Annotated in this window: 25 protein-coding genes; 10 read left to right on the top strand and 15 right to left on the bottom strand. The window is 58.8% G+C overall.

Annotated features, from left to right (window positions below; translation table 11 throughout):
- Positions 1 to 89: 89 nt before the first annotated feature.
- From F3J36_RS08370 to F3J36_RS08360, 3 genes are all read left to right on the top strand, one after another.
- Positions 90 to 1265, top strand: a complete 1176-nt coding sequence (locus F3J36_RS08370; protein ID WP_166719503.1) for an efflux RND transporter periplasmic adaptor subunit — start codon at positions 90 to 92, stop codon at positions 1263 to 1265.
- Positions 1262 to 3199, top strand: coding sequence for a MacB family efflux pump subunit (locus tag F3J36_RS08365; RefSeq protein WP_166719429.1), 1938 nt, complete (start codon positions 1262 to 1264; stop codon positions 3197 to 3199). The genes F3J36_RS08370 and F3J36_RS08365 overlap by 4 nt, the downstream gene beginning before the upstream one ends.
- 176 nt (positions 3200 to 3375) lie before the next feature.
- Complete coding sequence (locus tag F3J36_RS08360) at positions 3376 to 3654, top strand: hypothetical protein (protein ID WP_058770289.1); 279 nt, start codon at positions 3376 to 3378, stop codon at positions 3652 to 3654.
- Positions 3655 to 4005: 351 nt separating this feature from the next.
- On the opposite strand, the gene F3J36_RS08355 is transcribed toward F3J36_RS08360, so the two are convergent.
- The 5 genes from F3J36_RS08355 to F3J36_RS08335 all read right to left on the bottom strand — a co-directional run bounded on the left by F3J36_RS08355 (position 4006) and on the right by F3J36_RS08335 (position 7500).
- The gene (locus tag F3J36_RS08355) at positions 4006 to 4221 is read right to left on the bottom strand and encodes a YdgH/BhsA/McbA-like domain containing protein (protein WP_058770290.1); all 216 of its coding nucleotides are present in this window, start codon (positions 4219 to 4221) and stop codon (positions 4006 to 4008) included.
- Positions 4222 to 4335: 114 nt separating this feature from the next.
- Entirely contained in the window at positions 4336 to 4494 is a 159-nt protein-coding gene (locus F3J36_RS08350; RefSeq protein ID WP_165899342.1) for a hypothetical protein, read from the bottom strand.
- Between the two features lie 141 nt (positions 4495 to 4635).
- Positions 4636 to 4851, bottom strand: coding sequence for a YdgH/BhsA/McbA-like domain containing protein (locus tag F3J36_RS08345; protein WP_059009207.1), 216 nt, complete (start codon positions 4849 to 4851; stop codon positions 4636 to 4638).
- Between the two features lie 320 nt (positions 4852 to 5171).
- The gene (locus F3J36_RS08340; protein WP_021508972.1) at positions 5172 to 5723 is read right to left on the bottom strand and encodes a C40 family peptidase; all 552 of its coding nucleotides are present in this window, start codon (positions 5721 to 5723) and stop codon (positions 5172 to 5174) included.
- A gap of 259 nt (positions 5724 to 5982) precedes the next feature.
- The gene (locus F3J36_RS08335) at positions 5983 to 7500 is read right to left on the bottom strand and encodes an MDR family MFS transporter (protein ID WP_166719428.1); all 1518 of its coding nucleotides are present in this window, start codon (positions 7498 to 7500) and stop codon (positions 5983 to 5985) included.
- Positions 7501 to 7578: 78 nt separating this feature from the next.
- Between F3J36_RS08335 and F3J36_RS08330 the strand changes: the two genes are divergently transcribed.
- Positions 7579 to 8241 carry a TetR/AcrR family transcriptional regulator gene (locus tag F3J36_RS08330; RefSeq protein WP_166719427.1) on the top strand — a complete coding sequence of 221 codons (663 nt, stop codon included), beginning with the start codon at positions 7579 to 7581 and terminating at the stop codon, positions 8239 to 8241.
- Position 8242: 1 nt separating this feature from the next.
- Here the strand turns inward: F3J36_RS08330 and F3J36_RS08325 are convergent, their stop codons facing one another.
- Positions 8243 to 8398 carry a hypothetical protein gene (locus F3J36_RS08325; RefSeq protein WP_021508969.1) on the bottom strand — a complete coding sequence of 52 codons (156 nt, stop codon included), beginning with the start codon at positions 8396 to 8398 and terminating at the stop codon, positions 8243 to 8245.
- 183 nt (positions 8399 to 8581) lie between these two features.
- Between F3J36_RS08325 and F3J36_RS08320 the strand changes: the two genes are divergently transcribed.
- The 4 genes from F3J36_RS08320 to F3J36_RS08305 are packed head-to-tail and all read left to right on the top strand — an operon-like array spanning position 8582 to position 11583.
- Positions 8582 to 9148, top strand: a complete 567-nt coding sequence (locus F3J36_RS08320; protein WP_125310836.1) for a peroxiredoxin — start codon at positions 8582 to 8584, stop codon at positions 9146 to 9148.
- Between the two features lie 14 nt (positions 9149 to 9162).
- The gene (locus F3J36_RS08315) at positions 9163 to 10392 is read left to right on the top strand and encodes a protein-disulfide reductase DsbD (protein WP_166719426.1); all 1230 of its coding nucleotides are present in this window, start codon (positions 9163 to 9165) and stop codon (positions 10390 to 10392) included.
- A gap of 17 nt (positions 10393 to 10409) precedes the next feature.
- Positions 10410 to 10961: a sigma-70 family RNA polymerase sigma factor gene (locus F3J36_RS08310; protein ID WP_058759048.1), complete on the top strand. Its 552-nt coding sequence runs from the start codon at positions 10410 to 10412 to the stop codon at positions 10959 to 10961.
- Positions 10954 to 11583, top strand: coding sequence for an NrsF family protein (locus tag F3J36_RS08305; protein ID WP_166719425.1), 630 nt, complete (start codon positions 10954 to 10956; stop codon positions 11581 to 11583). Before F3J36_RS08310 ends, F3J36_RS08305 begins: the two co-directional genes overlap by 8 nt.
- A gap of 21 nt (positions 11584 to 11604) precedes the next feature.
- Here the strand turns inward: F3J36_RS08305 and F3J36_RS08300 are convergent, their stop codons facing one another.
- Positions 11605 to 12669 (bottom strand): SDR family oxidoreductase, encoded by a 1065-nt coding sequence (locus tag F3J36_RS08300; RefSeq protein ID WP_058781094.1) that lies wholly within the window; start codon positions 12667 to 12669, stop codon positions 11605 to 11607.
- A gap of 100 nt (positions 12670 to 12769) precedes the next feature.
- Here F3J36_RS08300 and F3J36_RS08295 point away from each other — a divergent pair, with 100 nt between their 5' ends.
- A complete protein-coding gene (locus F3J36_RS08295) occupies positions 12770 to 13672 on the top strand; it encodes a LysR family transcriptional regulator (protein ID WP_021508963.1) in 903 nt (300 codons plus the stop codon).
- 7 nt (positions 13673 to 13679) lie between these two features.
- Here F3J36_RS08295 and F3J36_RS08290 read toward each other — a convergent pair whose 3' ends face one another.
- The 7 genes from F3J36_RS08290 to F3J36_RS08260 all read right to left on the bottom strand — a co-directional run bounded on the left by F3J36_RS08290 (position 13680) and on the right by F3J36_RS08260 (position 21775).
- Positions 13680 to 14330: a methionine ABC transporter permease gene (locus F3J36_RS08290; protein ID WP_021508962.1), complete on the bottom strand. Its 651-nt coding sequence runs from the start codon at positions 14328 to 14330 to the stop codon at positions 13680 to 13682.
- Positions 14314 to 15411 carry a methionine ABC transporter ATP-binding protein gene (locus tag F3J36_RS08285; protein WP_058776052.1) on the bottom strand — a complete coding sequence of 366 codons (1098 nt, stop codon included), beginning with the start codon at positions 15409 to 15411 and terminating at the stop codon, positions 14314 to 14316. Before F3J36_RS08285 ends, F3J36_RS08290 begins: the two co-directional genes overlap by 17 nt.
- A gap of 2 nt (positions 15412 to 15413) precedes the next feature.
- A complete protein-coding gene (locus tag F3J36_RS08280; protein ID WP_166719424.1) occupies positions 15414 to 16214 on the bottom strand; it encodes a MetQ/NlpA family ABC transporter substrate-binding protein in 801 nt (266 codons plus the stop codon).
- A 20-nt stretch (positions 16215 to 16234) separates the two neighbouring features.
- Positions 16235 to 17596: an LLM class flavin-dependent oxidoreductase gene (locus tag F3J36_RS08275; protein ID WP_021508959.1), complete on the bottom strand. Its 1362-nt coding sequence runs from the start codon at positions 17594 to 17596 to the stop codon at positions 16235 to 16237.
- Positions 17593 to 18795, bottom strand: a complete 1203-nt coding sequence (locus F3J36_RS08270) for an SfnB family sulfur acquisition oxidoreductase (RefSeq protein WP_166719502.1) — start codon at positions 18793 to 18795, stop codon at positions 17593 to 17595. The genes F3J36_RS08275 and F3J36_RS08270 overlap by 4 nt, the downstream gene beginning before the upstream one ends.
- Before the next feature lie 9 nt (positions 18796 to 18804).
- Positions 18805 to 20010, bottom strand: coding sequence for an SfnB family sulfur acquisition oxidoreductase (locus tag F3J36_RS08265; RefSeq protein WP_166719423.1), 1206 nt, complete (start codon positions 20008 to 20010; stop codon positions 18805 to 18807).
- A gap of 340 nt (positions 20011 to 20350) precedes the next feature.
- The gene (locus F3J36_RS08260) at positions 20351 to 21775 is read right to left on the bottom strand and encodes a hypothetical protein (protein ID WP_166719422.1); all 1425 of its coding nucleotides are present in this window, start codon (positions 21773 to 21775) and stop codon (positions 20351 to 20353) included.
- 184 nt (positions 21776 to 21959) lie between these two features.
- On the opposite strand from F3J36_RS08260, the gene F3J36_RS08255 reads away from it, so the two are divergent.
- Entirely contained in the window at positions 21960 to 22847 is an 888-nt protein-coding gene (locus F3J36_RS08255) for an alpha/beta hydrolase (RefSeq protein WP_211072916.1), read from the top strand.
- An 8-nt stretch (positions 22848 to 22855) separates the two neighbouring features.
- Here the strand turns inward: F3J36_RS08255 and F3J36_RS08250 are convergent, their stop codons facing one another.
- Complete coding sequence (locus tag F3J36_RS08250; protein WP_166719421.1) at positions 22856 to 23965, bottom strand: lactonase family protein; 1110 nt, start codon at positions 23963 to 23965, stop codon at positions 22856 to 22858.
- Positions 23966 to 24270: the final 305 nt, after the last annotated feature.

Raw genomic sequence — 24270 nt, 5'->3', positions numbered from 1 at the left:
CTCCCCTGCGGCTGACAAAATTCCGCAGAATTTTTCTCCAGTTTGTCCCGCTTAGTGATTATTATTCTCGCTAAATTTAAGGGACGATGATGCACACAATGACGAAAAAATGGCTGTTTGCCGCGCTAACTGCACTGGTGATGATTCTGGTTCTCTGGGCGTATTCGGCGTCACGCAGTAAACCTAATCCGCTGATGACCGCCGCGGTGCGCCAGGGCGACATCGAAAACGTGATTGCCGCCACCGGCAAAATGGACGCGATCGAGCGCGTTAACGTCGGTGCGCAGGTCTCCGGTCAGGTGAAAAAGCTGTATATCAAAGCCGGCGACAACGTGCGTAAGGGCCAGCTGATCGCGGAGATCGATGATCAGCCGCAGCGCAGCGATTTGCGTAATGCGCAGGCGGCGCTGAGCGTGGCGCAGGCGGATTTACAGACCCGTCAGGCTACGCTGGTACGCCAGCAGGCGCAGTTTCAGCGCCTGCAGCAGATGATTAAAACCAACGCCGTTTCCCGCCAGGATTTTGATACCGCCGCCGAAGCGTGGCGCATCGCCCAGGCAGAGCTGACGGCGCAGCAGGCGCGGGTGATTCAGGCGCAGATCGAAGTGGATAAAAAGCAACTCGATCTCGGTTACACGCGCATCATGGCACCGATTGACGGCACGGTGGTGGCGATCGTCACGAAGCAGGGCCAGACCGTAAACGCCGTGCAGAGCGCCCCAACCATCGCCAAACTGGCGCAGCTCGGCACCATGACCATCAAAGTGCAAATATCCGAGGCGGACATTACCAATATTCAGCCCGGCCAGCAGGCGTGGTTTACCACTTTCGCCAATCCGGATAAACGCTACAACGCCACGCTGCGCAGCATCGAACTGGCTCCTGAGTCGGTGATGAAAGATGATGCGCTGATGGGTAACAGTGAAAGCAATACCGTGAGCAGCACAAACGCGGCGGTCTATTACAACGCCCTGCTTGATGTGCCGAACCCGGATAATGCGCTGCGCATCTCCATGACGGCGCAGGTTAATCTGCTGCGTGACCAGGCGAAAAACGCGCTGCTGGTGCCGGTGCAGGCCACGAAAAAGGCCACCGATGGTCGTACTTACGTCGAAATCGCGGATCAAAATAATCAGCCTGAGAAGCGCTACATCACCACCGGCATCAGCGACAGCGTTGACATTCAGGTGCTGAGCGGGCTGCACTTAGGGGAAAAAGTGATCCTTGCCACGCAGCAGCCGGGCGCGGACAAGGTGGTGATGTGAATATCATCGAACTGCACAACATTCAGCGCAGCTACGTCAATGGTTCGCAATCCCTGCAGGTGCTGAAAAACATTAATCTGCAGATTGCCAGCGGCGAAATGGTGGCGATCATCGGCCCCTCGGGCTCAGGCAAATCCACATTGCTGAACATTCTTGGCTGCCTTGATGCGCCGGACAGCGGTGATTACCTGATTGGCGGCAAAAATACCGCCACGCTCTCGCCCGATGCGCTGGCGCAAGTGCGGCGCGAGCACATCGGCTTTATCTTTCAGCGCTATCACCTGATGCCGGATCTCAGCGCGCTGAGCAACGTTGAAATACCGGCGATTTACGCCAATTTATCCGGCACCGCACGCCGTCAGCGCGCCGCCCAGCTGCTGGCACGGCTCGGATTACAGGGGCGCGAACAGCATAAGCCGGGCGAGCTGTCAGGCGGCCAGCAGCAGCGTGTCAGTATTGCGCGTGCACTGATCAACGGTGCCGAAATTATCCTCGCCGATGAGCCCACCGGCGCGCTCGATTCGCACTCCGGTGAAGAAGTGCTGCGCATCCTCAGCGAACTGAACCGCGAAGGTCACACGGTGATTATCGTTACCCACGATATGAAAGTGGCGCAGCACGCGGAACGCATTATTGAAATTCAGGACGGCGAGATTTTTGCCGACAGCGGCAGCGCTGCCACGGCCGCAAAAACGCACTTTACGCCAGCGCCACGCAAGCGGCAAAGCCGATTCCGCGGTCTGCTTGACCGGCTGCGCGAATCATTGCGCATGGCGCTGAATGCCATGAACGCCCACCGCCTGCGCACCGCACTGACTATGACCGGCATTATCTTTGGCATTGCCGCCGTCGTCACCGTGGTGGCGCTGGGCCAGGGCGCGCGGGAAAAAACGCTGGAGAGCATTTCCGGACTGGGTACCAATGTAGTTTCTATTTATGCCGGGGGAGATTATGTCGAGGACGATGCGCATCCGGTACAAACCCTGGTGATGGCCGACGCCGATGTGATTGCGCGCCAGCAGTTTGTCGCCGCCGTCAGTCCGGAAATCATCGCCACGCAGCCCATTCGCTACCTGGCCAACGCCTCCAAAACTTCAGTTTCCGGCGTGGGCGTCGACTATTTTCGCATTCAGGGCATTAAGCTGGTGGAAGGCAGCAACTTCAGCGATGAGCGGCACGCGCGCCAGGAAGTCATTATTGATATCAACACACGCAATAAATTATTTGGCGAACAGGGCCCGAGCCCGATTGGCAAAATGATTGTGCTGGGATCGGTGCCGGTGCGGGTTATTGGCGTGGCCAATAATGAAGATGGTCTGTCGCCCAACCGCCTCAGCGTCTGGCTGCCGTGGAGCACGGTGATGTATCGCATCAGCGGTCAGACCGCGCTCACCAGTATCAGTATTAAACTCAAAGATGATGTGGTGAGCGGTGCGGCGGTGGAATCGCTCACCCAGTTGCTGACGGCGCGCCACGGCACCAAAGATTTCCTGATGTTCAACCGGGACAAGTATCGTAAAGCGATAGAAGGTGCGGCGGCCACGCTGACGCTGCTGATTTTACTGGTGGCTTCGATTGCGCTCATGATCGGCAGTATTGGCGTAATGAACATCATGCTGGTGTCGGTGACCGAACGCACCCACGAGATTGGTGTGCGCATGGCGGTAGGTGCGCGACGCGGCGACATCATGCAGCAGTTTATGATTGAAGCGGTGCTGGTGTGCCTGGTGGGTGGATCGCTCGGCGTGGCGCTGTCTCTGGTGATAGGTCCGGTCATTTCACTGCTGGCTGGCGGCGTGCTGACCGCCATCTACTCATGGCAATCGGCTGGCGCAGCGTTTGCCTGCTCAACCATTATCGGCATGATATTTGGTTATCTGCCCGCGCGCAAAGCCGCGCGAATGGATCCGGTCGCCGCACTCGCCAGCGAATAAAATCAGCAACCGGACCGGCACATTATTCATGCTGGTCCGGTCATTTCAGGTCTAATCCGAAAGTCATTAAATCAATTAGCCCCGCAGGTCATCATCGGCGTAGACTGAATGCGTCTCTAATTTAGACACATCACCGATTATCTATTCGATGGCTATCACTCGCCCGAGAGTAAGTTATGTTAGAACCGCACTATTTTTATTTATGTCACGATCCGGACGCCGGCTGGGTATTGCATAAAAAAGGCTGTTACGTACTGGAATTTGAGGAAGAGAAGCGCTTTATCGGCTCTTTGTATACTGTGCATCAGGCGCTGACGGTAGCGCGTATCCACCATCCGCAAATAGCCTGTTGCCGCGACTGCCTGCTGGACAAAGGCCGGTCGAAAAGAACGCCGGTTAATAAAGAGAAAAATCTGATTCCCTCTCGCCATTTTGACGACGACGCGAAAAAATAACGGTGCAGATTACGCAAACGTAATGTGTTTTGAAATGGTGAAATAAACTCACCCGCTTCGCGTTTATTTAGCCGCAACCGGATTCATTTCTGACAAAATAACCGACGTGTAAGTCGGGAAATCCACTCAGCGTTTATCGCCTGACGGTTTGATATTAAAGCAGTTATCCACAACTGACGTGCAAAGAGGCTGGCTTATCCTGTGGATAAACGCCTGGGCTCCGCCTGTTGCGCCCGCTGAGCAGGATTGGTCAAATTTCGAACGCCAGCCTATTGCTTTTGTTCGTTTTCAGCCTTCCGGAAACAGCAAAGCCGCCCGAAGGCGGCCTTAACACAGTTAAGCAGTCTGAACTTAGTTATACAGTTCAGCCGTCATGTGCACGCGGTTGTTGGTGTTGGCTTCAGTAATTTTATACTGAGCGCCCTGCTCTTGCGCCTGCGCGGCGATTTTAGCTTCTGCACCGTCCAGCGTAGAGGAAGTCACGGTTACACTCTGGGCAAAGCTGGCGGCTGACATCAGAGAGAGAGCGGCAACAGCGGCGATTGACATAGCTTTAATGGTTTTCATGGTCTTATTCCTTAATGGTTGTGTCTGAAGGCTGTGTGCCTTCGATGGAACTAATAATAACTCAGGTTACTATACTGCAATTGATAATTAGTGCGGTTATCGTGATCGTGCTAATTATTTCTGATCGCCCGGTTGCGCCAGCTCAGCGCGCACCGTCGCGATAAATTGCGGCCAGTGGGCAAAACGAATCACCGGAACGTGAGCATGGCGTTGCGTGCGTAATGCATCTGCAAAAGCCAGCGCCTGCCGGTTGATATCCACGTTGTTCAGCATATTGCGTTCTCCTGCCAGACAGTTTGCGCTGCAAATTCAGCAATATCGCCAGAATGATTGATACGCTGCGAGCCTGACTGCACGACAAAAAAGGCCGCCTGTCAGGCGACCCGTTCTGGCACATCCCTGTGCAACCATCCGTTATTTGTAGAGTTCAGCGGTCATGTGCACCAGGTTGTTGGTGCTGGCTTCCAGAATTTTATATTGCGCACCCTGCTGCTGAGCCTGAGCGGCAATTTTCGCTTCGGCACCATCCAGTGTGGTGGAGGTGGCTGAAACGGTTTGCGCGAAGCTGGCAGCAGACATCAGGGAAAGCGCGGCGGCGGCGGCAATGGTCAGTGTTTTGATAGCTTTCATGGTCATATTCCTTAGCGTTTGATGAGAAGGCGCTGCGCCTTCGATGGAGATAATAATAACCATGATTACTATTACAAAATTGATAATTAGTGCGAATACTATGATCGCACTAATTGTTAACGCGTGATATTTAAATTATTTATTTATAATCAACAGGTTGAATGTATTTCGATGCCCATAAAGCGGCACAGAGCGTTAAAGCAGCCATCATGTTGAAGGCGAATTGTCACTGAAACAGGAGACGAATGGTTGACGGGGAGATGGGTCTGAGCATGGGCGCGAAAATGTCGCGCCGCGGCTTTAAGGAGGGATGTCTGACCTCAGACTTTATTTTTATAATTGAAACTGATCTGCGAATTTTGCTCGCGTGGAAGTCGTCTGGCTTCTAAATATACCGATTTCCAGTACGGATTATTCAGTGACGAGCGCATCACGCCCTGGCTGACTGAGGCATGCAGGAACTGGCGATCGGTGTCGTAAAAGCCGACGTGCAGCTCATGCTTAATGCGGAAGAACACTAAGTCGCCAGGCTGTAAATGCGCCTGATCGACCGGCTTACCCATGGCGATCAATTCACGCGTTGTGACGCGATCCATGGGAATATTGAAACGATCTTTTAAGGTGCGCCAGACAAATCCGGAACAGTCAACGCCGGATAATTGCGTTCCGCCCCACTGATATTTGGTGCCTTCCCACGAATGCATTTGATCGTGCAAAGCGGCTATTACCGGAATTAAATCGGGCTGTTTACCACCGTCCTGCGAGGTATCAACACTTTCCTGCTCCGGTGCTGGCGAGGAGTGAGACGAGCAGCCAGCCAGGGTTAATAACATCAGGCAGGCAATCAGGTTGCGGGCCGCAGTAGCAATCATAGGGTGACGTTTCACAGTGGATAACAGGGATAGCAGATTTATACCGTAAAGAAGTTGCAGAAATAAAGCGTCTCCGCTCGAATTCTCGCTGTCTTCACTATTTTTACCTAAGTTTACAGAAAGGTAACGCTATGTATTTAGGATAAAAATCTATATCTTTTGCTGCTTTGCGCCGACAGCGCATATTTATCCGGCAAATTGCGTTTAAATTTTATTCCGCAGCCTGTCCGACTGACCTGCTGCGAAATAACCGGAAAGCTTATTTGCGCACGTTATCGCGCAGCGGCGACTCCGGCAGCAACAGCGAAAGTATAAACGCCAGCAGCATAACGCCGGCGGCCATCTGAAATGCGGCATGCACTGCATCGCTGAACACCAGCAAATAAGCCTGACGCAGCGCTGCAGGCAAATGGTTCACGGCGACCGGATCCAGCGAAGGCGGTAGCACGTTACCCTGCTCTATCAGTCGGGTCGCTCCGGATTTCAGCACGTGACTGAACACAGCGCCAAACAGCGCAACGCCGATCGAACCGCCCACCGAGCGAAACAGCGTAACCGATGAGGTCGCTACGCCGATGCGATCGGCCGTCACCGCATTTTGCACCGCCAGCACCAGCACCTGCATAGTCATGCCCATTCCCATGCCGAGCACGCTGGAGAACAGATAAATGTGCCAGAGCGGCGCATCCAGCGTCAGCGTGGTCATCAGCGCCATCCCGGTTGTGGCCAGTAGCGTCCCGGCGATGGGGAACAAACGGTATTTCCCGCTGCGGCTAATCATGCGACCACTAATGATCGAGGTGACCAGCAGCCCGCCCATCAGCGGTAACAGCTGTAGTCCGGCCTCGGTGGGCGTGGCGTTTTTTACCACCTGCAGATAAAGCGGCAAAAACGTCACGCTGCCAAACAGCGCCATGCCGATAATAAACGCCATCAGACTGGCGAGGGAAAAACTGCGATTACGGAACAGATCGAGTGGAATGATCGGTTCCCATGCGCGTCGCTCCTCATAAATAAACCCCAACACGCCAACCAGCCCCATGGCCAGAATGCACCATAGCTGGGGATCTGACCATTCGCGCAGCGTGCCGCCTTCACTGGTAAACAGCGTTACGCCCACCAGCGCCAGGCTGAGAAACACCGCCCCCGGATAATCGATTTCATGGGGTTTGCGTCGGCTATCCGCTTTAAACACTGCATTAATGATCAGCAGCGCCAGCAGGCCGAGCGGCAGGTTAATGTAGAAAATCCAGCGCCAGGACATGTGCTGCACGATAAAACCGCCCAGCAGCGGCCCAATCACCGTTGCCAGACCAAACACGCCGCCAAACAGGCCCTGGTACCGGCCGCGATCGGCGGGCGGAATGACATCCGCGACCGCCGCCATGCTCACCACCATCAATCCACCGCCGCCCAGTCCCTGCAGTGCGCGGGTAAAAATCAGCTGCGGCATGTTTTGCGCCAGCCCACACAGCGCCGAGCCCAGCAAAAACAGCACCACCGAGATTTGCAGCACCGTTCGGCGGCCAAACAGATCGCCAAATTTGCCATACAGCGGCACGACCAGGGTTGAGGCCAGCATGTAAGCAGTGACGATCCACGACAGGCGATCCAGCCCGCCCAGTTCGCCGACGATAGTCGGCAGCGCGGTCGAGACGATGGTCTGATCAAGCGCGGACAGCAGCATCACCAGCATCAGCGCGCCCATCAGCAGGCGAATGGAAGGCGGGCGGGTTGCCCCGCTGTCGCGCTGCGATGTGATAGATTGAGGTTTCATAACGACACCATTTGAAATTAATTAAATGCACAATTAATATTAACTGAAGTCTGACACGAAACCCGTGAGTACGTAAAGATGACCGCACAAAAAGTGATGGAGAGCGAGACAGCGCCTTCTGATAAACCCCGCCGGCCGGGCCGTCCACGCGGCGGCGCAATCAATGCCCAGCAGCGCGAGCATCTGCTCGACATCACGCTCGCGCTGTATGCGCAAAACGGCATCGCGGAAACCTCGCTCAACGCCATAGCCCGTAAAGCCGGCGTCAGCCCGGCCATGCTGAATTACTATTTTCAGTCGCGCGAGTCACTGCTGGATACCGTGGTCGCAGAACGCTTTGTGCCGTTACGGCAACGGCTGGAAGCGCATTTTGTCGAAGAGAGTAGTGACCCTGTCGCAGCGATCAGCGGGTTTATTAAAGAGTTCGCGGATATCGTGCTGAGTCATGACTGGTTCGCACCGCTGTGGCTGCAGGAAGTCGCCAGTGGTCAGGGGCTGGGCGGCACGCTGAAACAGCGTCACGGTCATGCCGGACGCGAACGGATTCGCGCGCTGCTGATTCAGTGGCAGCAGCAGGGATTACTGAACAACCAGCTGAATGTCGATGTACTGATGACCTCAATTCTCAGCATGGTGCTGGTGCCCTTTACGCGCTTTGCCCACGAGCCGGGCTTTGATACCGAAATGATTCTGCAGCACACCCTGAGCATGGTGTGCCAGGGTATACAGCCGCGCAACTGAGTCAGGCGTCGTCGCCGTGGGTCAGCGTCTCTAACTGCTGCCAGAAATCTTCCGGCACCGGCTGCACCCGGGGAGGCGGCTCGGCAATGTGCTGTTCAAGGGAGGCCAGCAGCTGCTGGGTTTCACTGTTCTGTTTATCGCAAGACGTTGAAGACATATCTAAAACCTAAAAAAACATCAGGCGATTATTGTAAGGATTTCACGCAAAGAATAAATAAACGAGACGGGAAAAAGGGATCTGCCCTGCTTTTTTTTGCCCTTCGCGCAACTTTTTACCGACTGCGGCGAACTGTCTGACTGAACACCCCTAACCGGACCTCTTTTACCGCAGGAGCAGATCATGACAACTATCAGGCATCTCATCGCTACCCTCACCCTCGGCACCACGCTGAGCCTCGCCGCCTTCGCTGCTGGCGCGGCGCTGCCCGTCGGGGCCAAAGCACCTGACTTTGAACTTCAGGGCGCGCTGGCCGGTAAGCCGCTCACCTTCTCGCTGCAGCAGGCGCTGCAAAAAGGGCCGGTGGTGCTCTACTTCTTCCCGGCGGCCTTCAGCGCGGGTTGTACCATTGAGGCGCACGACTTCGCCGAAGCCACGGATGATTTCAAAAAAATGGGCGCCACGGTGATCGGCGTCACCGCCGGTAACACCGAGCAGATCAGCGATTTTTCTAAGCTGGAGTGTCGTGACAAATTCGCCGTAGCTGCCGATCCGGGTGCCAAAGTGGCCGCCGAATATAAAACGCTGATGCAGATAAAAGGCAAAACGCTGTCTGACCGCACCTCTTATGTGATTGCCCCCAACGGCAATATTCTGCTGAGTTATACCGACAGAAACCCGGATACCCACATCGAAAAAGCGCTGGCGGCGGTGAAAGAGTATGACGCTGCGCATCCGCAAGCGCAGTAAGTGAGAGGCCAGCCATGTTAACCGCGATGCTGGCCGCCTTTTTGGGCGGCATCATCCTCAACCTCATGCCGTGCGTCTTTCCGGTGATTTCGCTGAAAGCGCTTAGCCTGCTGCGCCATCAAAGCCAGGCTGCCAGCGCGCGCCGCGAAGGCCTCGGATTCCTGCTCGGCGTGCTGGTGACCATGATGGCGCTGGTCGGTATTCTGCTGGCCGCGCGCGCGGGTGGTGCCGCGGTCGGCTGGGGCTTTCAGCTACAGTCACCGCTGGTGATCGCCCTGCTGTCGCTGGTGATCCTGGCTGCCGCGCTTAACCTGCTTGGCGTCTTTGAGGTGGGACTAACGGTGCAGCGCGTCGGGGCCATCGACATCCAGCGCGGCGCTTTTTTGCGTTCCGCGCTGACCGGAGCACTGGCGATCATCGTAGCCACGCCCTGTGCCGCGCCCTTTATGGCCAGCGCCATCGGCTACGCGCTGGTGCAGCCCCCTGCGGTTGCGCTGGTTATTTTCTCTGCGCTGGCGCTCGGCTTCGCCGCGCCCTTTACCCTGCTGTCGCTGTTCCCGCCGCTGGCACGATTTTTACCGCGTCCTGGCGTCTGGATGGATATCCTTAAGCGCGGGCTGGCCTTTCCCATGCTCGGTGCCTGGGCCTGGCTGGTGTGGATTCTGGCCCAGCAGGCGGGCAGCAGCGCGCTGGCTGTTATGCTGGCCGCCTCGGTGGTGCTGGCGTTTGCCGGCTGGCTGTATGGCATAGCGCAGCAGCGCCGCTTTGCCGGAAAAGGGCACAAAGCGCTGTTCAGCGTCACGGCGATATTGCTGATTGCGGTGATCGCGCCGCTGCCGGGGCTGATCAAGCCAGGCGCGGCGCTGCAAGCCGATGTGCAGGCGCAGGTCAGCAAACAGACGTGGACGCCGCAGGCGGTGGCCGCTCAGCGCGGGCATGGCAAAGCGATTTTTGTCGATTTTACCGCATCATGGTGCATCACCTGTCAGGTGAACGAGAAGACCTCGCTGTCGACCCAGGCGGTGAAAACCGCACTGGCGGAAACCGGTACGCTGTACATGGTGGCAGACTCGACTAAATTTAACCCGGACGTTGATGACGTGATGAGTGAGTTTGGTCAGGGCGGTTTACCGATGTACCTGGTGTATCCGGCTGATGGCGGACCACCGAAAGTACTGCCGCAGGTGCTGACACCCGGCATCGTAGTGGATGCGTTAAACCAGGCGGCAGCGAAGAAGACGTAACGGCAACAAGGCAGCGTATGCACACAGGCGATAGCGCACGTGAAAACTGGCCCGGACTGATGGAACGCGCGCAGGCCGGGGATCAGTGTGCCTATACCCGGCTGCTGCGGGCGCTGGTGCCGGTGATACGCGCGCAGGTGCGGCGCAGGCTGAGCGATGAAGCCTTAACGGAAGATGTGATTCAGGATGTGCTGCTCACGCTGCATCGCGTGCGCCATACCTACGATCCCGCTTACCCTTTTCTGCCCTGGCTGACGGCGATAGTCTCGGCGCGCGCGATTGATGCCCTGCGCCGCCGCGGCCGCCAGCAGCACTGCGCGCTTGACGACGCCCAGGCCGCCGATCCCGCCAGCACGGCAGAACAGCAGCAGCTGGACACCCGGCAGGAGCTGGCGGGCTATCTCAGCCAGCTGCCGCTGCGTCAGCGTGAAATCGTTGAGCATGTTCATTTGCATGAAATGAGCCTGAACGAGGCGGCGGCACACCATAATCTGAGCGTGTCGGCGGTGAAATCGCTGCTGCACCGCGCGCTCATCAATCTGCGCCGCTTTGGAGCAAACCATGACTGATCATCATTTGCTGATTGAAAAACTGGGGCGCGATCTGCGCCCGGTGAAACGCCCGCCGGCGAGCGGAAAACGCGTGCTGGGCTGGCTGGCGCTGGCGCTACCGGCCGGCATCGCGGCCAGTTTGCTGGTGCCGCGCACTCTGACCGACTGGTCGCAGGCCGGCGCAATGCAGGCTGCACTGCAACTGATGCTGGCCTTTATCCTCGGGCTGCTGGCGATGCGCAGCGCCTTTGAACTCAGCATTGCAGGGCGGCGCGGCATCAGCGCAAAGCTGCTGTTGCCGCCGGGCCTGCTGTGGCTGGGATTGAGCGCCAGCAGTCTGCTGCAAACGGCCACGCCGCTGCAGCAGCACGACACGCTGCCGTGCTTTGTTTTCCTGCTGGTGGTGAGTCTGCCGATGCTGCTGCTGACCATCCTCAGTCTGCGCCGGACGCGGGCGCTCTATCCGGCCCGCAGCCTGGCCATGGCGGGCCTGGGCGTCGCCTGCATGGCGGTAAGCCTGCTGGCGTTCTGTCATCCGGTGCACCTGCATGCGCTGGATTTGCTGCAGCACCTGGCGGCCATCGTGAGCATCATCGTGCTGACCGTATTGCTTGGCCGGCGCTGGGTGCAGATCGCCTGACGCCGCCGGCCAGTAACGCTATCAGGGAATGATGCGCTCCGCACGCAGCCGGTCGAACAGTTGGGTGAAGGAATCCAGCGTGGCGCGATAGCCGGTAAAGCCAGCTTTACGGCTCTTGCTCATATCGGTAAACGCCTCCATCGGCCGGCCCAAATCCGCATCGGTGTGCCACCACGACGCCAGTTTATCGATGTCTGCTTCACGCAGCTGATAGCGCGCAGCGATCTCACGCCAGGCCGCTGCGGCTTCCTGCATGCGTCCTTCCAGCGGCATCATCTGCGCCGGATAGTCTGCAGCTTCAATACCGAAATAGTCTGCCAGACGCGGCCACAGCCAGTTCCAGCGGAACACATCGCCGTTCACCGCGTTGAAATCCTGATTGGCAGCCCCCTCAGCACTGGTCGCCCACAGCAGCTGTTCCGCCAGTAAACCGGCTTCGGTGACATCGGCCAGACCGTTCCACTGCTGCGGCGAGCCGGGAAAGATAAACGGCCAGCCTTTTTCACGGCACAGCGTGGCGTAAACGGCCAGCGTCTGCCCCATGTTCATAGCGTTACCCAATGCATAACCGATGATGGTGTGCGGACGGTGCACACTCCAGCTGTAGCCATATTGCTCTGCGCCGGCAAACACTTCGTCTTCCTGCGCATAGTAAAAGTTATCGACCGGCTGACGTCCCTGCTCTTCGCGGAACGGCGTCACCGGCACCGCACCTTTGCCATACGCTTCGAATGGACCAAGATAGTGCTTCAGCCCGGTCACCAGTGCCACATGCGCGCCGTTCAGCCGCTCGCCAAGCGCGGCAATGACGTTATGCACCATGCCGCCGTTAACGCGAATGTTCTCTTTTTCATTCGCCTGACGTGACCAGACGCTAAAGAACAGCGCATCCGGTTTTTCCTGCGCCAGCGCATTGCGCACCGCTTCTGCATCGGTCAGATCGGCCGTCAGACTGCGGCAGCCTTCCGGAATGGCACCGCGTCCGCGCGACAAACCGGTTACCTGCCAGCCCTCGCTTTGCAGCCTTTCCGCCAGCGCACGACCGATAACCCCGCTGATCCCCACGATTAACGCCTGTTTTTGCATGTCGAATCTCCTCTGTTGCAGTTATCCTTAGCGTAATAGAGAATTAAATTCTTAGCCGTGGCATTAATTCACATCATTCCTGAACTGGATTCACCAATACATGCACGATCAGCGTCTGAAAGATATCGTTCCTTTTGTCGCCAGTGTTGAAAGTGGCAGTTTTGCCGCTGCCGCTGAGCGTCTGCACCTGACCGGTTCCGCCATCAGCAAAAGCGTGACGCGGCTGGAAGCGCGGCTCGGCTCACGCCTGCTGGAGCGCACCACCCGCAGCCTGACGCTCACCGACGCCGGCAGCGCCTATTATCAGACCTGCCTGCGCATTATGGAGGAGCTGGCGGAAGCCGAAGCAGTGCTGGCGGCGCAGCGCACCATTCCATCCGGGCGATTGCGGCTGGCGGTGCCCAATACCTATGGCCGGCTCGGCGTCATGCCGCTGCTGATTCCGTTCTGTCAGCAGCATCCGGATGTGGAACTCAGCCTGACCTTCTCGGATCGCTTTATTGATCTGTTTGATGAGGGCATTGATGTCGCGGTGCGCATCGGCGGTTCGCCGGATCTGCCCGCCTCGCTCGGCTGCCGGGCGATGGGCCGCGAGCGTATGGTGTTTTGCGCCGCGCCGGACTATCTGGCGCGCGCAGGCAGACCAACCAGCGAGAGTGAGTTGCTGCGGCATCGGGCGATTCTGTACGAGCGCGTTGACGGCAGCACCAAGCCGTGGCTGTTCACCACGGAGGATGGACATCCGCACTGGCGTCAGGTGCCGTCTCGCATGGCGCTGGGCGACGTGGATGCCCAAATGCAGGCGCTGTGCGCTGGCCTTGGGGTGGCGCAGATGCCGTCATGGCTGGTGCGTGACGCGCTGGCGAGCGGCGCGCTGGAAGTGATTGTGCCGCAGCAGCAGCCGGACGGTCTGCCGCTGTCGGTGATTTGGCCGCGGCGCAAACAGCTGCTGCCGAAGGTCGACGCGCTGCTGGCGGCGCTTGACGGCCTGCAGATCAGGTAAAACGCCTTTAGCGATGGTTCAGCCGGCGCGACAGCCGGTCGCCACACAGCTGCAGCAGCGTGACCAGTGCCACCAGCACCACGATCACCGTGAGCATGACCTGCATATCGAAACGCTGGTAGCCGTAACGATAAGCCAGATCGCCCAGCCCGCCGGCGCCAATCGCACCGGCCATCGCCGAGGCATTAATCATCGTCACCAGCGTAATGGTAAAACCGCTGACGATGCCAGGCCGCGCTTCTGGCAGCAGCACGTGCCAGACAATATGCCAGCGCTGAAAGCCCATCGCCTGCGCCGCTTCCGTCAGCCCTTTATCCACTTCGCGCAGACTCACCTCCGCGATACGGGCAAAAAACGGCGTCGCCGCCAGCGTCAGCGGCACCACGGCCGCCCAGACGCCGTAGGTAGTGCCGACAATCCAGCGGGTAAACGGGATCAGCGCCACCATCAGAATCAAAAACGGAATCGAGCGGAACAGGTTCACCAGCCAGCCCAGCAGCCGGTTGAGCAGCGGATTGGGGAACAGATCGCCGCGCCCGGTTACCACCAGAATCACCGCCATCGGTAAACCGATCAGCAGCGCCAGCAGCGACGACACGCCGACCATCAGCAGCGTATCCAGCAACCCCTGCCATAAACGATCAATAGCCAGTGACATAACCTGCAACCTCCAGTTGGTCCGCCAGCGGATGAAGCGCGGTAAGGGCTGCCGGCGCGTCGTGCCGGGCATCCAGCAGCAGCAACAGCTGGCCGGTGGGTTTGCGATCGACCCATTCAACCGCGCTATACAGTAGCGTCAGCTCGCCGCTGACCTGTGCGCTGATCGCCGCCAGATCCGGCTGCGCACCCTGCCCGCTGTAGCGCAGCCGGACCAGCAAACGCGAGTCCACGTCCTGACGTTGTGGCGTCAGCAGCGGCTGGATGGCCTCCGGCAGCGCGCCGAATTGCGGATTAAGCAACTGCCGCGTCGTCTCATGCTGCGGATCGCTGTACACCTGCCACACCGGACCGCGCTCAATGATTTCACCCTGATCGATCACCGCCACCTGGTGACACAGATCGTGCACCACGTCCATCTCATGGGTGATCAGTACGATAGTGATATGACGCTGCTGATTGATTTTTTTCAGCAGCGCGAGGATGGCGCGCGTGGTTTCCGGATCCAGCGCCGAGGTTGCCTCGTCGCACAGCAGCAGTTCCGGATCGTGCACCAGCGCGCGCGCAATGCCGACACGCTGCTTCTGCCCGCCAGAGAGTTGCGCCGGCCAGGCATGCTGGCGCGCCTCCAGCCCAACCAGCGCCAGCAGCTCATCCACTTTTTGCCGCCGTTGCGCCGCCGGTATGCCAGCCACCTTCATCGGCAGCTCAATGTTTTGCCGCACCGTTTTAGCGGACAGTAAATTGAAGTGCTGGAAAATCATGCCGGTGCGGCGCCGCCACTGCACCAGCTGGCTGGCGCTCAGTGAACTGAGATCGATACCGTCAATCACCACCGCACCCTGCGTCGGATTTTCCAGCCGGTTCAGACAGCGGATCAGCGTCGATTTGCCCGCGCCGCTGCGGCCAATGATGCCAAAAATCTCGCCGCGTTTAACCTGCAGGTCGATGTGCTTCAGCGCATCCTGCGACTGGCCGTCATAGCGTTTGCTCAGCCCGCGGATCTGCACATGCGCACGGCCCGCAACCGGCGTCGTGGTGTGCAGCGCCGCCTGCTCGCCAGGAAGAGTCAGGCTGACCATGATTACTGGCTCCAGCCCGGCTGATACAGCTTGCCGTAGAACTCATCCAGCTTCGCGCGCACCACCGGCGAGTGCTGATAGATATCTACAAACTTTTTGAGACGCGGATCGTCCTGATGTCCGTCACGAATCACGAACTGAATCACATATTCCGGATGCTCAAGGCCATCAAATAACAAGGCCTTGTTGGGGTCGATGGTCTTCGACAAACGCAGATAGTGCGGATATCCCTGCGCCAGGTCGACCTCATCCAGCGAGCGCGACAGCTGCACCGCCTCCACTTCGATGATTTTCAGGTGTTTGGGATTGCTGGCGATATCATCCACGGTGGATTTCAGCCCGCTGCCCGGTTTTAACGTAATCAGCTGCGCTTTTTGCAACAGCAGCAATCCGCGCGCACCGTTAATCGGGTCATTGGCAATCGCCACCGTGCCGCCGTCCGGAATCTGATCGATTGCCGTGTGCTTCTTCGAATAGAGCCCGATGTTATTGATGATGGCGGGCGCATACGGCACCAGATGAAAACCGCCCTCGCGGTTGGCATTGTCAAGAAACGGCTTGTGCTGGAACAGGTTGACGTCAATGTCGCCATTTTCCACGCTCACGTTCGGCGCAGTCCAGTCGGTGAACTCCACCAGCTCCACCTGCAGACCCTGCTTTTTCGCTTCAGCCACGGCGGTTTCCAGCGGCGGCGCGAAAGCCGCCGTGGTACCGACTTTGAGTGCGCCGCTGTAGTCACCGGCGGCTAACGCGCTGGCGGTTAATATTGCGGCGCTCAGCGCCACTAATGAGGCAAATTTCATCCTGACTCCCTGAGGTTAAATTAACGAACGTCAGCCGCAGGCCGCCAGCGCGCGGCCGGGTGGCGCGCGGGCAGACGATCCTGCTGCTGAAAAATTTTTTGCCGGAGCGATCCCGGCTGATAAGCGGTTTTAAAGCGGCCGCGCTGCTGAAGTTCCGGCACCACCAGTTCAATAAAATCGCGGTAGCTTTGCGGATTCAGGATGCGCGTCAGATTGAAGCCGTCGATGTCACCTTCATCAATCCAGCGGATCAACTGGTCGGCGACCTGAGACGGGTTGCCGACAATCACCGGGTAGCGGCTGCCAAGCGCGTGCTGCTCCAGCAGCTGGCGGCGCGTCCAGCCGTTATAGGCTTTGCTCACCGATTCAATGGCGCGCGTGTCGCCGCTGTGAATCGGTTCATCGAGGCCAAACGCGGCGAGATCGACGCCAATTGAGCTGGAGAAGTGCGCAATGCCGGCTTCGGCACTGGCGTATTCCAGATAGCTGCGGTGCTTCTCCTGCGCTTCGCGTTCGCTGGCGGCGACGATCACGCTGACGCCCATAAAGATGCGTAAGTCGTCCGCCTGACGACCCGCCGCCACCGCCGCGTGGCGCAGACGCTGCGCCTGCTCGCGCAGCGCCGCCGGCGAGCTGGCATTCACGAAACTGCACTCGGCGTGCCGCGCAGCAAACGCCACGCCGCGCGCGGATGAGCCTGCCTGGAACAGCAGCGGCGTGCGCTGCGGCGAAGGGCTGCTCAGGTGATAACCCTGCACCTGATAAAATTCGCCCTGATGATTGATCGCGTGAATCTTCTGCGCATCGGCATACAGCCGGCGCTGTTTGTCGGCCAGCAACGCATCGTCCTGCCAGCTGCCTTCCCACAGCTGATAAGTGACATCAAGAAACTCATCGGCCTGGTCGTAGCGCCGATCGTGCGCCAGCAGTTGCTGCTGCCCCATGGCGCGCGCCGCGCTGTCGAGATAGCCGGTTACGATGTTCCAGCCGATGCGGCCGTTGGTCAGATGGTCGAGCGTCGACAGGCGGCGGGCAAAAGGATAAGGGGCTTCGTAGCTGAGATTGGCGGTCACGCCAAAGCCCAGGTGCTGCGTCACGCTGGCCATGCCGGAAATCAGCATCAGCGGATCGTTCACCGGCAGCTGAATGGACTCGCGCGCCGTCAGGCCGATACCCTGCTGATACACATCGTAAACGCCGAGAATATCGGCAATGAACAGTCCGTCGAACAGGCCGCGCTCCAGCAGACGCGCTAAATCCAGCCAGTACGCCAGCGAATTGAACTCCACCGAGCGGTCCTGCGGATGGGTCCACATGCCATGGTGAATATGCCCCACGCAGTTCATGTTAAAAGCATTAAGCAGAATCTGTTTGCGGCTCATAGCGTTCCCCGTCGCGGTGGCAGCACGCCGTTAAGCAGATAGTTGCCGATGACCGGATATTTCCAGCGTACCGGGTCATGCAGCGTATGGGTACGCGCGTTGCGCCAGTGGCGATCGAGGTTGTGCTCGCGCAGGCTGGCGCGCGATCCGCCCAGCTCAAACAACAGATTGCCGGCTTCCAGCGCCACCTCAGTGGTCCAGGCACGGGCTTTCGCTACGTCAACCGATGCCAGCGCGACGTGCTCAGCACTCGGGTTGCGTTGGGCGACATCGACCGCCTCCCCGGCGACATCCAGCAACGCATCACCGGCGCTGAGTCGTGCGGCGAGCCGCCCGGTGCGATCCAGCGTCAGCGGATCGTCACAGGCTCGCTCAACGCCGCTGTCCGGCCACGGCCGCGCGCGCTGCTGCACAAAGGTCAGCATGTCGTTGAAGGCCGCGCGGGCAATGCCCTGGTCGATGGCCGCATGCATAATCTGGGCAAACGGTCCGACGGTGGTCGGCTGCTCAAACGCGCTGTGAAACGGCACCACATCGTGCGGCGCGATCGCCACATCACGAAACTGCACGCTGCCGCTGCCGGTGGTGCGCTGGCCGAAACCGCTCCAGTCATCAATCACCGTCACGCCCGGCTGATGGCGCGGCACAAACACCAGCTGTTCTTTGCCGTCATCGGCGATGGCCAGCGTCGGGATGCGGTCGGCAAACAGCGCCCCGGTGCAGTAAAATTTGTCGCCATTGAGGCGCAGCCCGCTGGCGGTCTGGCTGAAGGCGGTGGTGCGCTGATGCGCCGCCGCAGAGCCGAACTCCGCCAGCGCGTTGCCATAATGAACGCCCGCCAGCACTTCGTTGTACAGCCGCTGCTGCTGGGCATCGCTGCCGTTAACGCGCAGCACTTCCAGCGCGTAGAAGTGGTTTTGTGGCACCTGACCGATCGATGCATCGGCAGCGCTGAGAATGACAAAAATCTGCGCCAGTTCTGCGCTGGAAATCTCAATACCGCCCCACGCACGCGGCACGGTAATGGCACCTAAGCCGGACTGGAAATAGTGCTGAAGTTCAGCATGTGGCAGCTCACGCTGCCGATCGCGCTGCGCTGCGCCGCTGCGAAAGCGTTCAGCCAGCTCTTCTGCCACCTGCAGGGCCTGCTGCGCGCTGCGGATACGTGCTGCCGGCTGTTTAGCGAAAACCTGCGTCATCATCGCTCCTTAAATCCACGCATGACGCGCGGGCAGAACATCATTGAGGTAATAGTTGCCGATGGCGTGCGTTTTCCAGCGCACCGGATCGTGCAGCGTATGGGTGCGCGCGTTGCGCCAGTGGCGATCCAGCCCATGCTTCAGCAATGTGCCGCGGCTGCCGCTCCACATCAGCAGCTTTTCACTGGCTTTCAGCGCAATTTCGGTGGTCAGCACTTTGGCTTCTGCAACCGCGATGGAGGCGCGCGCGCAGTGCGCAGCGGTAAGCGCGTGCGGGTCAATGCTGTCCAGTACGCGCGCCGCCCGCACCAGCAGCGCGTTGGCGGCGCTCAGTTCGGTGTTGATATGCCCGACATCGGCGAGAATGTAGGGATCGTCTGCGTTGCGGCTCACGCCTGCGTCCACCCACGGACGCGAGCTGCTGTGAATAAACGCCAGCGCCTCATCCAGCGCGCCCTGCGCGATCCCGGCGTCAATCGCGGCCTGGATCAGCTGCGATACGGCACCGCGCAGCGTTGGCTTATCGGGGGACGGTAGCGCGATGGTCAAACCGGCATCGACCGCCACCTGCTGGAGTTTCACCGTGCCGCTGGCGGTGGTGCGCTGACCGATACCCGACCAGTCATCGATAATCTCCACCCCTGCAGCCGGCAGCGGAATGAACGCCATCACCGGCTGGCCCTCCTGCTGCGCGGTGGTCACCAGAATGTCGGCAAACAGTGCACCGGTTGAATAAAACTTTTCACCGCTGAGCCGTAACCCCTCCGGACCTGACACCAGCTGCGCCTGCACATCACGCGTGTGCTTGCTGTTCTTTTCCGGACCGCCGTTGCCCAGCCGCTGGCCCTGTACCACCGCGCTGAGCAGGCGCTGCTGCTGTTGCGCGCTGCCTTCCCCCAGGATGAACTGGATCAGCCCGAAGTGGTTTTGCGGAATCTGGCCAAGCGACGGATCGCTGGCGGAGATCAGGCGGAACACCTCCGCCACGGTACCAAACGACAAACCGCCGCCGCCAAACTGGCGCGGTACGCTGATACTGCCCAGCCCCAGCTGGGTGAACTGATCGAGCAGTTCACGCGGATAGATACGCTGTTGGTCGCGTTCGGCTGCCCCGGCTTTCGCCTGTTCCGCCAGGTGGCGGGCGGCGTCGATTGCCGCCGCGTCAGACGTGATCACCGCCGCGCGCTGAAGTTGTTGAGCCCTGATTTGCGTCATCGCTGGATTCACTTTTTATTTTGCTGTGATTCACAGGCTCATTCTGCCAGGGCAGAGAGCCGTAATTTAATAACAGATTGGGCGCGATGATAATCAGCGGGAATAACAGCGGTAAAGAGCGCGGTTATGCTATATCCGGCAAACGGCATGCAGAAAGAGAATAAAGAATTTATCAGGGATAAGAAGGCGTTAGCGGGCGCGGAGATACAAGGTTATTACGCTGAGTGACACGGGTGAATAATCTTAAGTATTAATTCCGCTATCGATAGTGATAAATGACATTATTGTTTTATTGCGCCATGGGCTGGCGCAATAAAGTGGGCATTAAGTTATCCTGGTATTACGCCTGCGCCAGATACATCGCCGGGGAATAGTGGCGCGTCGATTCACTCTTCTCACTGTGCGGTGTGCTGGTGCTGTCAATCAGCTTCGCCAGCTGATAGGTCTTCACCGTTTCCTGCTGCGTCAGCTGCCGGGCGAAACGGGCGGTGAGATTGCCCTGCGCATCCTGCGTCACCTCAGTAGTGCTGCGCGTTTCATCGTGAATCTGGTGGTAGTGATAGTTTTGTGACTCTTTGGTTTCGTTGAGCGCCAGCGGCGAACTGGCGCTTAGCGCGGTATGAAAACTGGCGTTCAGCTTAAACAGGGTTTCCTGCGTCATGCGCTGCGTATCGCCGTTCTTCTGCTGGCTGCTGCGCTGCGCCACATCCAGAGCGAAAGTATCTTCTTCTTCCGGCTTCAGCGGATTGCTGGAGCGCGCCGTCTGGTGATAGCTGGCCGAGAAATCTGCCAGGCCGCTGATGGCACCGGCCTGCGCCGCATGCGCGCCAACGGTGATCGCCTGCGGGGTGCGCATCGCCACGCCGGCCGCCGCGCTGGTGCTGTTTAAGCTCTCGAAACCCTGCTTAAACAGTGCCAGCGCCGCGCGATCGCCGTGACCGCGCGAAGCGGCCTGATCAAATTCCGCGCTCCACTGCGCCAGGGCGCTCTGCTGCTGACCGGCGTTGCTGGCCTGCGCCAGGCTGCGCATGTCCGTCGTCAGTTTGAAACTGGCGTCGGCATTATGGAAACCCAGCCAGCGTGAACCCGGGTCGGCATGCAGATTCAGCGACTGCATTACTTCGCCGCTGCGACGCAGGTCGGTTTTCAGATCAACGCTGGCCAGCTGGTTACTGTCAAAACTGAGCAGGTCACCGACATCCAGTTTACCGTTGCCGTTATCCAGCCCGCTCAGGGTTTTCTCCAGCGCGCCAGAAAGTTTGGCAATTGCCGCAGCTTCGTCATCGCTCAGCTTACCGTGAGTGGTTTTCAGTGCCACCGCTACGCCATCCTGCTGCCGCGTCATCTGCAGAGTCAGGCTCACGCCGGACTGAGTGGTAATCTCCAGCGCCACCGCGCTCTGCGTGTCAGTTTGCGCGCCGCCGCTGGCCGGTACGCTGATGGTGACATCGTCACGCTGCTGCGTCAGTGCGCTCAGCAGCGCGCTGCCAATGCCATTCATGCTGACGCCCGAGCTGCGCAGCGCACCCATCGCCTGCGTCTGCATATCAGGCGAAAGAGGCGTGCTGGCGGTGACGCGCGCCGGCGTCATCTGGTACACCGCAGAGATGGCGTCGGTGGCTTCGCTAAAGGTGACTTTCGCTGAGGCGTCTGCCGTCAGACTATTTTGCCGGGTCGCATTGCTTGCCGTGCTGCTGGTCACGCGTGCGCTGGCGCTGCTGAGATGGAGCGGTGAGAAACTACCCGGTCCGATACCGTTAATCATCCTGACTATCCTCGCTGGTATTATACCGCTACGTTATCGGCGATCCTGACGAAATCTTTACACTTCCGCACGGCGCATGACGGTGCAAAATGGCTGTTGAAATTAATAATCATTATCACTAATCTGTCTGGCGCTTTCGCTGTGACACGGAAGTAATTGACTCGCCAGCTAGTAAGGAAGCGCCATGATTTATCGCCTTGTCATTCCGCTGTTCACCCTGCTGAGCCTGCTGCTCGGCCCCGCTGTCGGCTTCGCCCGGCCTGATATGACGCCGCTCGGACCCAACATTGCCGACAAAGGCTCTGCCTGGTATCGCTTCACTGTTAACACGTTTGATTCCGCTGACGGCCAGCGCCACTACAAGGTGTGGACGGCGGTGCCACGTAAACCGGCACCGGCCAACGGTTACGCGGTGCTGTATATGCTGGATGGCAACGCCGTGATGAACCATCTCAGCGAAGCACTGTTGCAGAAGCTGGCGGCAGGCAACCCGCCGGTGCTGGTGGCGGTAGGCTATCAGACCCCGCTGCCGTTCGATCTCGCTGCGCGCACGCTGGATTACACCCCGCCGCAGCAGGTGCAGGATCGTCGCGGCCGGCCAGCTGGCGGCAGTGCCGCATTCCGCCAGCTGCTGGAACAGACTATCGCGCCGCGTGCCGAACAGCATCTGCCGATCAATGCGCAGCAGCGTGCGCTGTGGGGCCACTCTTACGGCGGGCTGTTTGTGCTGGACAGCTATTTAAACTCCGGATTTTTCCAGCGCTATTTTGCCGCCAGTCCTTCCCTGCGCGGCGACGCAACGCTGTTGCAGCAAATGGCGGCGGTGACGCCCGCATCGTTTAAGCAGAAGCAGCTGGTGCTGATGGAAGGCAACGGCGAATCCCGTTCTGGCGTCAGCGATGTGCTGGGCCGGATTCGCACCACCCTCGACGGCATGCAGGAGAACGGCCTGGCGGCTCGCTTCCAGCTGTTTCCCGGGCTCAGTCACGGCCAGATGTTTCCGGCTTCGCTGGAAAGCGCGCTGTCGGCTATGGCGGAAGACGGTGCGCCGTCACGCGCACCGGATGAGTGAAAGGGCAGTTAGTTAAAGAATTTGATGTCGGTTGGCGTTGCCAGCTTCGCCGCCACACCGCGCGCGCTCAGCTTGCCGCTGTGCGCATCAAAATCAAACAGCGTAATGGTGTTGGTAAACACGTTAGTGACATAGAGGTGTTTACCGCTGTTATCAAACGCCAGCGCGCGCGGCTCAATACCGTCGGCGGCATAGCGCTGTGGATCTGTCAGGCTGCCATCGGCGGCAATCTTAAACACCAGCAGATGATTGTCAGATCCGCGGTTAGCGGCAATCAGGAATTTACCCTGCGGGCTGAGAATGATGCCGCCGCCGCTTTTATAGGCGGCGCTGCTGTTTTGCGTATTCAGCGCCACCTGTGCCTGCCGTTCCAGCCGGTCGTCAGTGACGCGAAATACCACGATTTCGCCCGCCATTTCAGTAATCACGTAAGCGTGTTTACCGTCGGCGGAGAACACCATGTGGCGCGGACCCGCACCTGGCGCAAAGCTCACATCACGGCTGGTATCCGCCTGCAGCGGCTCTCGCCGATCCGCGTGGTAGCGATAGGCGTGCAGTTTGTCGTCACCGAGATCGGCCGCATACAGATAGCGGCCATCATGGGTAAAGGTGGTGGAGTGCGCATGGCCGCCATCCTGCCGATCTTTTACCACGCCGCTGCCTTCGCTGAACGCGAAATGCTGGACCTGTTCGCCCAGCTTGCCGTCCGACGCAATCGGGAACACCGTTACCCCTGCTCCGCCTTTCGCCACCGAATAGTTGGCGACAAACAGGAATTTGCCGTCCGGGCTGAGAGTGGCGTGCGTCGGCTGCTCGCCGTGGCTGTCGACCTGATTCAGCACCCGCACTGCGCCCTGTTTATCGATCGCCAGCGCGGTAACGGCACCGGCATTTTCCTCATTGGTGGTATAAGCAAACCGCCCGTCGCGTGATTTAACGATCCACGACGGGCTTTTCATCCTGATCACCTCCAGCGGCTTGAGCGTCCCGTCGCTGTTGACCTGCATGCGATACAAACCTTCACTGGGTTGATCCGGCTTTTGTACCGCAGGGGCATCCGGAATACTGGTCCAGGTGCCGACTAATGCTGTTTGATGATGTTCCGTGTTCTGCGCCATAGCACTCCCCGCCAGCGTCAATAGAGCCAGTGATATTGCCACGGTTAAGTTTGTTGCTAAACCGCCAGTTGCCGGTTTTGGGTATCCACTCATTGTCTTTCCACCATAATCGGAATTTTCACGGGCCTGCGCCCAAACCAGGTTGATTTTTTTGTATTGAAACGGACGTTGTTAACGTCTCGTTAACGACTATAGTGGCATTCCCTGCGCGCAAAGCTGCGCAGGCCGATCGGCTTCACAAATCGGTTTATTTAATTGTGCCTTTGCTTACGGGTCATAGCGTTTGGTTATGGATGGCAGGAAGC

The organism is Pantoea sp. Cy-640, from assembly GCF_011752635.1.
GTDB classification, from domain to species: Bacteria; Pseudomonadota; Gammaproteobacteria; order Enterobacterales; family Enterobacteriaceae; genus Pantoea; species Pantoea dispersa.
This window is presented reverse-complemented; position numbering and strand designations above follow the sequence as displayed.